This is a genomic window from Rhodococcus sp. T7 (assembly GCF_009872365.1).
In the GTDB taxonomy this organism is placed as follows: Bacteria; Actinomycetota; Actinomycetes; order Mycobacteriales; family Mycobacteriaceae; genus Rhodococcus_F.
Genome location: NZ_WXYH01000323.1, coordinates 62,083 through 70,557, shown reverse-complemented (window position 1 = coordinate 70,557; position 8,475 = coordinate 62,083). Strand labels below are relative to the sequence as shown.

The following is an 8,475-nucleotide window of genomic DNA, read 5'->3' as shown; positions in this document are numbered from 1 at the left end:
GGGCCTACGCCCGCCAGGCCCTCGCCGCCGCCGACCACGTCCCCGTCGCCTGAGCAGGTGAGTGGCGATGCGTGCCGGGGCACACATCGCCACTCACCTGGGGTCAGACGCTCGCGACGCCCGGCGCCAGGAACCGCTTGCCGTTGACCGCTTCGGACGTGCCGGTGCGGTCCAGGTACGGCGTGATGCCGCCGTTCCAGAAGCCGAACCCGCCGCCGAGGATCAGGCAGAGATCGATGTCCTCCGCCGCCGCGACGACACCCTCGTCGAGCATGATCTGGATCTCCTCGGCGAACGCGCGCCGCGTGCGCTCGAGAACCTCCGCGGACGTGGACGCCGTATCGCCCTGCTTCCACAGCGCCGCGACGTCGGGGTCGACGACCTGCTTGCCGTCGGCGCCGTAACTCCACACCGCCGGCTTCTTCGCCTCGACCAGCGCCTCGAGCCCGGGGGAGTTGTGGAACCGCTCCGGGTACGCCGCGGCAAGGGTCTCGCCGGTGTGCAGCGCGACCGCTGGTCCGACGAGCGCCAGCAGCGTGAACGGGGTCATCGGCATCCCGAGTTCGGCGATGGCGTTGTCGGCCACCTCGAACGGGGTGCCCTCGTCGACCGCGTTCATGACCTCACCGAGGGTGCGGATCAGGAGCCGGTTGAAGACGAACCCGGGCAGGTCGGCGGAACCGACGGCCGACTTCTTCAGCGCCCTGGCGGTCGCGAATGCCGTTGCCAGGGTGGCGTCGTCGGTCTTCTGGCCCTTGATGACCTCGAGCAGCGGCAGCACGGCGACCGGGTTGAAGAAGTGGAAGCCCACCACCCGCTCGGGGTGCTTCAGGTCCGCGGCCATCTCGGTGATCGACAGCGAGGACGTGTTGGTGGCGAGGATCGTCTCGGGGGCGATGTGCTCCTCGAGTTCCGCGAAGATCTTCTTCTTCAGGTCGAGGTTCTCGAACACCGCCTCGATCACGAAGTCGGTCTTCGCGAATGCGGCCTTGTCGAGCGAGCCGGACACGAGTGCCTTCAGGCGGTTGGCGGCGTCGGGGGAGAGCCGGCCCTTGCCCTGCAGCTTGTCGATCTCGCTGTGGACGTAGCCGACGCCCTTGTCGATGCGCTCCTGGTCGATGTCGGTGAGGACGACCGGCACCTTCAGCTGGCGGACGAACAGCATCGCGAGCTGGCTGGCCATCAGGCCGGCACCGACGATGCCGACGCCGGTGACCTTGCGCGCGAGCGACTTGTCGGGTGCGCCCGCGGGCCGCTTGGCCCGCTTGTTCACCAGGTCGAACGCATACAGGCCCGCGCGGAGCTCGTCGGCGAGCAGAAGGTCGGCGAGCGCCTCGTCCTCGGCGGCGAAGCCCTTGTCGAGCGAAGCCGGGTCGGTGAGGTCGGTGGTCCGGGCCAGCTCGAGGAGTTCGACGGCCTTGACCGGTCCGGGTGCGTTGTTCTTGGTCTTGCCCTCGACGATTGCCTTCGCGCGAGCGATCGCGTCGTCCCAGCCCTTGCCCCGGTCGATCTCGGGACGCGCGGGGGTGATCTCGCCGGCCAGAACCTGTGCGGCCCAGGCGAACGACTGCTCGAGGAAGTCGGCCGAACCGAACACCGCGTCGACGACGCCGAGTTCGAGGGCCTTCTTCGGGGTGAGCGTCCGGTTCTGGTTCAGCGCGTTCTCGAGGACGACGGTGACGGCGTTCGAGGGGCCGATGAGGTTGGGCAGCAACTGCGTTCCGCCCCAGCCTGGAACCAGCCCGAGGAACGTCTCGGGCAGACCCAGTGCGCCCGCGCTCTCGGAGGCGGTGCGGTAATGGCTGTGCAGCGCGACCTCGAGGCCGCCGCCCAGCGCGACGCCGTTGACGAACGCGAACGTCGGGACGGACGATTCGCGGAGCCGGCGGAACACCTTGTGCCCGAGGCGGCCCAGTTCGAGCGCCTGGTCACGGTTCGTGATGCTCGGAACACCCTTGAGGTCCGCCCCGGCGGCGAAGATGAAGGGTTTGCCGGTGATCGCGACCGCGACGGGGTGGGCGGCGAACGCCTCGTCCAGGGCGGCGTCGAGGGCCGTCAGGCCGCCCGGGCCGAACGACGACGGCTTGGTGTGGTCGAAACCGTTGTCGAGGGTGATCAGCGCGACCGGGCCCTCGATGCCCGGTACCGCGACGATCTTGGTGTACGCGTTGGTCACGACCTCGTCGGCGAATGCCGTTGCAATGTCGGTCATCTACTTGGCTCCATCGAAGTTCGGGTTCTCCCAGATCACGGTTCCGCCCATGCCCAGACCGATGCACATCGTGGTCAGGCCGTAGCGGACGTCGGGGCGCTGGGCGAACTGGCGGGACAGCTGGGTCATCAGGCGGACACCGGAGGACGCGAGGGGGTGGCCGCACGCGATGGCGCCGCCCCACTGGTTGACTCGCGGATCGTCGTCGGCGATGCCGTAGTGCTCGAGGAACGCGAGGACCTGGACGGCGAACGCCTCGTTGATCTCGAACAGGCCGATGTCCTCGATCTCGAGACCGGTTCTGCCCAGCAGTTTCTCGGTGGCGGGCACCGGTCCGATGCCCATGACGGCGGGGTCGACGCCCTGGAACGCGAATCCGACCATGCGCATGCCGATCGGCAGCCCGAGTTCGAGGGCGGTGTCCTCCCCTGCGAGGAGGGCGGCGGTGGCGCCGTCGTTCAGACCGGCCGCGTTGCCTGCGGTGATGCGGCCCGCGGGACGGAACGGCGTCTTCAGCTTCGCGAGGTCTTCGATCGTGGTGCCCGGACGCGGCGGCTCGTCCTCGGTGGCCAGGCCCCAGCCCGCGGCGGACCGGGTGGCGACGGGTACGAGGGTGTCGGCGATGAAGCCGGCCTTGCGTGCGGCCTCGTACTTGTTCTGGCTGGCGACGGCGTACGCGTCGGTGCGGTCCTTGGTGATGGTCGGGAACCGGTCGTGGAGGTTCTCGGCCGTGTTGCCCATGACCAGTGCGCTGGGGTCGACGAGGCGATCGGCCAGGAACCGGGGGTTCGGGTCGGCGCCCTCACCCATCGGGTGGTGGCCCATGTGCTCGACGCCGCCGGCGATCACCACGTCGTACTGGCCGAAGCCGATGCCCGACGCGGTGGTGGTGACGGACGTCATGGCGCCGGCGCACATGCGGTCGATGGCGAAACCGGGGACCGTCTCGGGGAGCCCGGCCAGGATCGCGGCGGTGCGGCCGATGGTGAGGCCCTGGTCACCCGTCTGCGTGGTCGCGGCGATGGCGACCTCGTCGATGCGCGCGGGGTCGAGCTGCGGGTTTCGGCGAAGCAGTTCGCGGATGGTCTTGACGACGAGGTCGTCCGCGCGGGTCTCCGCGTACATGCCCTTGGGGCCGGCCTTGCCGAACGGAGTGCGGATGCCGTCGACGAATACGACGTTGCGTTGAGTTGTGGTGGATGGAGCCACGCGAATTCCTCCTGATGGAGCAGTTTGGTTCCGGATCACGGCCAGGCGTCCGGCCTCCGGACCAGCGTACCCCTACCGTTACTCGCGGGTAACTTAATGGGTACCTCATCGGGAATTCACGCGCTCACCCCGCGTGCCGGGGCAGCGTCAGTCGTCGCCGGAGCCCTTCTGCTGGGCCGCGGCGCGCAGCGCGGCCGCCAGCCGGGGCACGGTCAGCATCCGCTGCCACGCTCGCGCCCCGCCCGCCTCGAGCACCCGGTCGATCGCCGCCTCGTCGCCGTCCTCGGGAGCCGCCCAGTCCCAGCACAGCCTGCGGACGAGTTCCGGGGTCACCAGGTTCTCCACCGGTACCGAGACCTCCGCCCCGAGAGCGGCCAGCGCCGCGCGGGCGGCCGTCAGCCGTTCGGCGGCGTCGGGGTCGTGCCGCGCCCACCGGCTCGCGGGCGGGGGGCCCGTGAACGGCGGGGTCTTCGGGGGAAGTTCGGAGTCCGGCAGCGCCCGGGCATCCTCGAGCGCCTGCAGCCAGATCCGGGAATGCCGCCGCTGCCGGGGACCGCCGAACACCGGCAGCGCCCGCAGTGCCTCGATGCTGCGGGGGTCTTTCGTCGCTGCGTCGATGATCGCCGAATCCGGAAGCACCCGGCTGGGGGAGACGTCGCGTTTGCGGGCCAGGTCCTCACGGGCCTGCCACAGGGAGCGCGCGGCGGCGAGTTGCCGCTGCGTCTTCAGCGATGTGATGTGCGACGTCCGGCGCCAGCGGTCGGGCTTGGGCCGCGGTGGCCCGGCGAGCCGGATGTGCTCGAATTCCTGTGCCGCCCAGTCGCTCTTGCCCTGCTCCTCGAGTTCCGCGGCCATCACGTTCCGCAACTCGACCAGGACCTCGACGTCGAGCGCCGCGTAGTTCAGCCACGTGTCGGGCAGCGGCCGCTTCGACCAGTCGGCCGCGCCGTGACCCTTCCGCAGTTCGAGGCCCAGGGTCCGCTCCACGATCGCGGCGAGGCCGACCCGCTCGAAACCGGCGAGGCGCCCCGCCAGTTCGGTGTCGAACAGCGTCGCCGGCGCCAGACCGATTTCCGCGAGACCCGGCAGATCCTGGTCGGCGGAGTGCAGGATCCACTCCAGCGGGTTGATCACCTCCGCCAGCGGGGCGAGATCGGCGGCGGTGGGGATCGGGTCGAGGAGCACCGTCCCCGCGCCCTCCCGGCGCAGCTGTACGAGATACGCGCGCGCCGAATAGCGGAAGCCGGACGCCCGCTCGGCGTCGACCGCCAGCGGCCCGGTGCCCTCGCTCAGCGCGGCCGCGGCCTTCGCGACACCCTCCGCGGTGGTCACCACGTCGGGTACGCCGTCCCGGGGTGCGAGCAGGGGTACTACCTGCCCGCCTGGTTCTTCGGCGGGGACGGGAGACGAGGCGTCGTCGGTGACTTCGGACATGACAGCTGACTCTACGTCTCTTCGGGATTCCCGCAGCGCACCGCCGGGTTCACGACCGGTTCCCCGCTGCCTCGACGAGCTCGTCCAGGGCTGCCGGAAACGCGTCGACGAGATCCCAGAGGTGGGGTGCGAGTTCCGGGCAGCTCATCAGGCCGACGTCGAGTTGGCCGTTCAGCGACATCACCGTCACGTTGAGCCCGGCGCCGTGGAAGATCGGGCCCAGCGGATACATCGCCCGGATCAGGGCACCCAGGAAGTACAGCGGGACCGACGGTCCGGGCACATTGGAGATCACCAGGTTGTGGACCACCGGATGCCGTTCCGCCAGGCCGAGGGTCGAGTAGAGGCGCATCGCGGTGCCGAACACGGCCTGGCCGGCGAACTGCGACCAGTCCTGCAGCAGGCTCGCGCCGAGGGTCTCGTTGTGTTCCTTGGACGTCGAGTTGTGCTCGCCGATCGCCAGCAGGCGTTCGGCGGGATCCTCGATCTGGGTGCCGAGTTGGGTGAACATCCCGGACACCTGGTTGGTGCCGGGCCGGTCCGATTTTCCGTGGACCGACACGGGGACGATCGCCACCAGCGACTTGTCGGGCAGTTCCCTGCGGCTGCGCAGGTACTTCCGCAGTGCGCCCGAGCACAGGGCGAGGACGACATCGTTGACCTTGACGTCGAACGCATTCTTGACCGTCTTGACCTTCTCGAGGTCGAGTTGGGTGAACGCGAGATTGCGGTGACTGGTCAGCGTGCCGTTGAGGGACGTGCGCGGTGCGGTGAACGGCGCGGGCATCGCCTCGCCGCGCCGGGCCCGGCCGATCCAGCGGGGCAGCAGCGTCAGGCTCTGCGGGACGATCCGCAGCAGTTTCGCGGGGCGGGACGCGACGGCGAGCAGCCCGCCCACCGCGATGTCGAGTGTGCTCGCCTGTCCCGCGCTCTCGGCGGAGTCGTCGCGGTCGGGCCGCGGGGCGTCCGGTTCGAGGCCGCACAGCTGGGCCATCATGTTCGCGCCGGTGATCCCGTCCACGCCGGCGTGGTGCATCTTCGACATCACGGCGACGGAACCGTCGTCGAGGCCCTCGATCACCCACATCTCCCACAGCGGCCGGGCGCGGTCGAGGGGAATGCCCGCGATGTCGCCGCACAGTTCGGCCAGTTCGTCGCGGCCGCCGGGGGCGGGAAGGGCGACGCGGTGGCAGTGCCGGTCGATGTCGAAGTCGGTGTCCTCGACCCACACCGGGTGGTCGAGGTTGAACCGGGAGTCCTGCAGCTTGCGCCGGAACGCGGGAATCGCCTCGGTGCGGGCGCCGAGTTCGGCCTTGAGTCCGGCGAACGTGTAGCCGCCCGGAACCGTCGAGATGTCGAGGACGATGACTCCGCAGACGTGGAGGAGTTGTGTCGACGTTTCGAGATAGAGGAATGACGCGTCGAGACCGCTGAGTCGCTGCATGAAATCGATACTAGAACACGTTCTAGAAGGTGGTCCAACGAATCGCGGATCCGCCAGGTCTGCGCGACGGTGAACCGGCGAGATGCCACTCAGGTTCGTTCTCGATCCGCCGTGCAGGGGAGCGGGGCACGCAACCGCTCTATTAGAACATGTTCTACGGTTGGTGGTATGACCCGAGGCTTCGTTCTCCGGCAGGCCGTCGGCGCCGCACTCGCCGCCAACGCCCTGCGTCCCCTGCCCGGTGCGCCCACGTCGGTGGTCGCCTTCTTCTCGGGGTGGCTGACCACCGAACTCGCACCCCACCTCCTCGCCGTGACCGCCGCCGACGCCGCCCAGCACGCCGCCCGTCACGGCACGCGGACCCGCAGCGACCGCGTCGGCCTCGCGCTGGCCGCCGCCTCCGCCGCCGGGCTCGCCGCCGTCATCGCCACCGGCCGGGGCGCCGGAGCCGAAGCGGAATCCGCGCTCGTCGAGACGCTCGGCGAGAACTACACCGACCGCGACACCGCCATCGACCACCCGGGGCGGCCCGTGTGGCGGCAACTCCTCAACCCGTTCTGGATGCGGAACAAGGCCGTCACCCGGGTCCGCAACCTCGCGTACGGGCCGGGCGGGCGGCGGGCCCGCCTCGACATCTACCACCGGCAGGACCTGCCGTCGAAGAGCCCGGTCCTCCTCCAGATCCACGGCGGGGGCTGGGTGATCGGAAACAAGGACCAACAGGGTCTGCCGCTCATGCTCGAGATGGCCTCGCGGGGGTGGGTGTGCGCGGCCGTCAACTACCCGCTGTCGCCGAAGGCGAAATGGCCGGAACACCTGATCGCGATCAAGCAGGCCCTGGCCTGGCTCCGGGAGCACGTCGCGGAGTACGGCGGCAACCCCGACTTCATCGCCGTCACGGGCGGTTCCGCGGGCGGCCACCTCGCCGCCATGGTCGGACTCACCGCGAACGACGGTCGGCTGCAGCCCGGGTTCGAGGATGTGGACACGTCGGTCCAGGCGTGTGTGCCGTATTACGGCGTCTACGACTTCGCCGGCGACACCGGAATCAAGGCCGTCCTCCAGCGTGTGCACTCCGGGCTGATGCCGATGGTGCTCGGCAAGAACGCGACGTTCCCCGACGACTACCGGGCCGCGTCGCCGCTCGCGCACCTCCGGGCGGACGCACCCCCGTTCTTCGTGATCCACGGGACGAGCGATTCGCTCATTCCCGTCGCCGAGGCGCGGATCTTCGTCGACGAACTGCGGCAGGTGTCCGGCAACCCCGTCGTCTACGCGGAACTGAAGGGCGCGCAGCACGCGTTCGACGTGTTCCCCTCGATCCGCAGCATCTCGGTCACGCAGGCGGTCGGGCGGTTCCTGGAATGGTCGCGCAGCGCCACCACCGACGCCCCCGCAGCGGGCACGGCAGCAGGTACCGAATCGGCCTGACTACTTGCCGCCGAGCGTCTTCAGCTGCGCCACCCCGGCGGGCGGCAGACCGGCCGCGTACGCCAGCACCTCGCAGAACGCCTCGACGTGCGCGGCCAGTTCGACCGACGTCGCCGTCCACGACGCGCGCAGTTCCAGCTGATGCGCATGCGGGGGGCCGGCGATGTCGCCGTACCGCACCGACGTCGTCGCGGTCACCGTCCCGCCGAGCGCGTTGAGAGGTTCGTGGCGCGACTCGAGTGCGTCGACGAGCCAGCTCCACGCCACCTCGGGAAGCAGCGGGTCGGACGCCACGGCGGCGTCCAGGTCGGCCTGGATGTAGGCGACCAGCCGCATCGTGCCGTTCCACGCCTCGTCACCCTCGGGGTCGAACAGGAGGATCAATCTGCCGAACGCGTCACCCTCGCTCTGTTCGGCGACGACCCCGGTGTCCTCGTGCACGACCTCTGCGCCGACGGCGTAGCTGAACGGAGCGAGCCGTTGCGGGGGCCGGATGGGACCCAGCTCGATGTCCGCACGGACCTGCGCGGAATTCATCGCTTCGACGGCGGCGCGGAACTCGGCCGGTTCGGCGGGCGATCCCGAAGTCGTCACAGCTCGGGACGTTAGACCCGGACCCTCGCATCTCGTCGGAGGCGCGCCGAGCAGGGCCGATCGGCGGCGGAGCCGCGGCATGGCAGCATGAGAGCTGCCGAAATTCGAGCAGGCAGAGAGCGCGAGGACCGATGAGCGGGTTGGAAAGCAC

The 8,475-nt window shown here is 69.9% G+C and carries 6 protein-coding genes; 1 reads left to right on the top strand and 5 read right to left on the bottom strand.

The window, feature by feature from the left end; genetic code table 11:
* Window positions 1-103 precede the first annotated feature (103 nt).
* The 4 genes from MLGJGCBP_RS26510 to MLGJGCBP_RS26495 form a co-directional block, all read right to left on the bottom strand.
* The gene (locus MLGJGCBP_RS26510) at window positions 104-2,212 is read right to left on the bottom strand and encodes a 3-hydroxyacyl-CoA dehydrogenase NAD-binding domain-containing protein (RefSeq protein ID WP_160099142.1); all 2,109 of its coding nucleotides are present in this window, start codon (window positions 2,210-2,212) and stop codon (window positions 104-106) included.
* Window positions 2,213-3,421 (bottom strand): thiolase family protein, encoded by a 1,209-nt coding sequence (locus tag MLGJGCBP_RS26505; protein WP_087555860.1) that lies wholly within the window; start codon window positions 3,419-3,421, stop codon window positions 2,213-2,215. It abuts the gene before it with no gap.
* 147 nt (window positions 3,422-3,568) lie between these two features.
* Window positions 3,569-4,855 carry a ribonuclease D gene (locus MLGJGCBP_RS26500; RefSeq protein ID WP_160099140.1) on the bottom strand — a complete coding sequence of 429 codons (1,287 nt, stop codon included), beginning with the start codon at window positions 4,853-4,855 and terminating at the stop codon, window positions 3,569-3,571.
* A gap of 49 nt (window positions 4,856-4,904) precedes the next feature.
* Window positions 4,905-6,299 carry a WS/DGAT/MGAT family O-acyltransferase gene (locus tag MLGJGCBP_RS26495; protein WP_087555862.1) on the bottom strand — a complete coding sequence of 465 codons (1,395 nt, stop codon included), beginning with the start codon at window positions 6,297-6,299 and terminating at the stop codon, window positions 4,905-4,907.
* Window positions 6,300-6,467: 168 nt separating this feature from the next.
* On the opposite strand from MLGJGCBP_RS26495, the gene MLGJGCBP_RS26490 reads away from it, so the two are divergent.
* The gene (locus MLGJGCBP_RS26490; RefSeq protein WP_160099138.1) at window positions 6,468-7,730 is read left to right on the top strand and encodes an alpha/beta hydrolase; all 1,263 of its coding nucleotides are present in this window, start codon (window positions 6,468-6,470) and stop codon (window positions 7,728-7,730) included.
* Here MLGJGCBP_RS26490 and MLGJGCBP_RS26485 read toward each other — a convergent pair whose 3' ends face one another.
* The gene (locus MLGJGCBP_RS26485) at window positions 7,731-8,324 is read right to left on the bottom strand and encodes a DUF3000 domain-containing protein (RefSeq protein WP_072942294.1); all 594 of its coding nucleotides are present in this window, start codon (window positions 8,322-8,324) and stop codon (window positions 7,731-7,733) included. It abuts the gene before it with no gap.
* Window positions 8,325-8,475: the final 151 nt, after the last annotated feature.

Bases quoted from the DNA above. Each gene is read 5' to 3' on its own strand.
- MLGJGCBP_RS26510 (WP_160099142.1), bottom strand. From the start codon at position 2,212: ATGACCGACATTGCAACGGCATTCGCCGACGAGGTCGTGACCAACGCG.
- MLGJGCBP_RS26500 (WP_160099140.1), bottom strand. From the start codon at position 4,855: ATGTCCGAAGTCACCGACGACGCCTCGTCTCCCGTCCCCGCCGAAGAA.
- MLGJGCBP_RS26495 (WP_087555862.1), bottom strand. From the start codon at position 6,299: ATGCAGCGACTCAGCGGTCTCGACGCGTCATTCCTCTATCTCGAAACG.
- MLGJGCBP_RS26490 (WP_160099138.1), top strand. From the start codon at position 6,468: ATGACCCGAGGCTTCGTTCTCCGGCAGGCCGTCGGCGCCGCACTCGCC.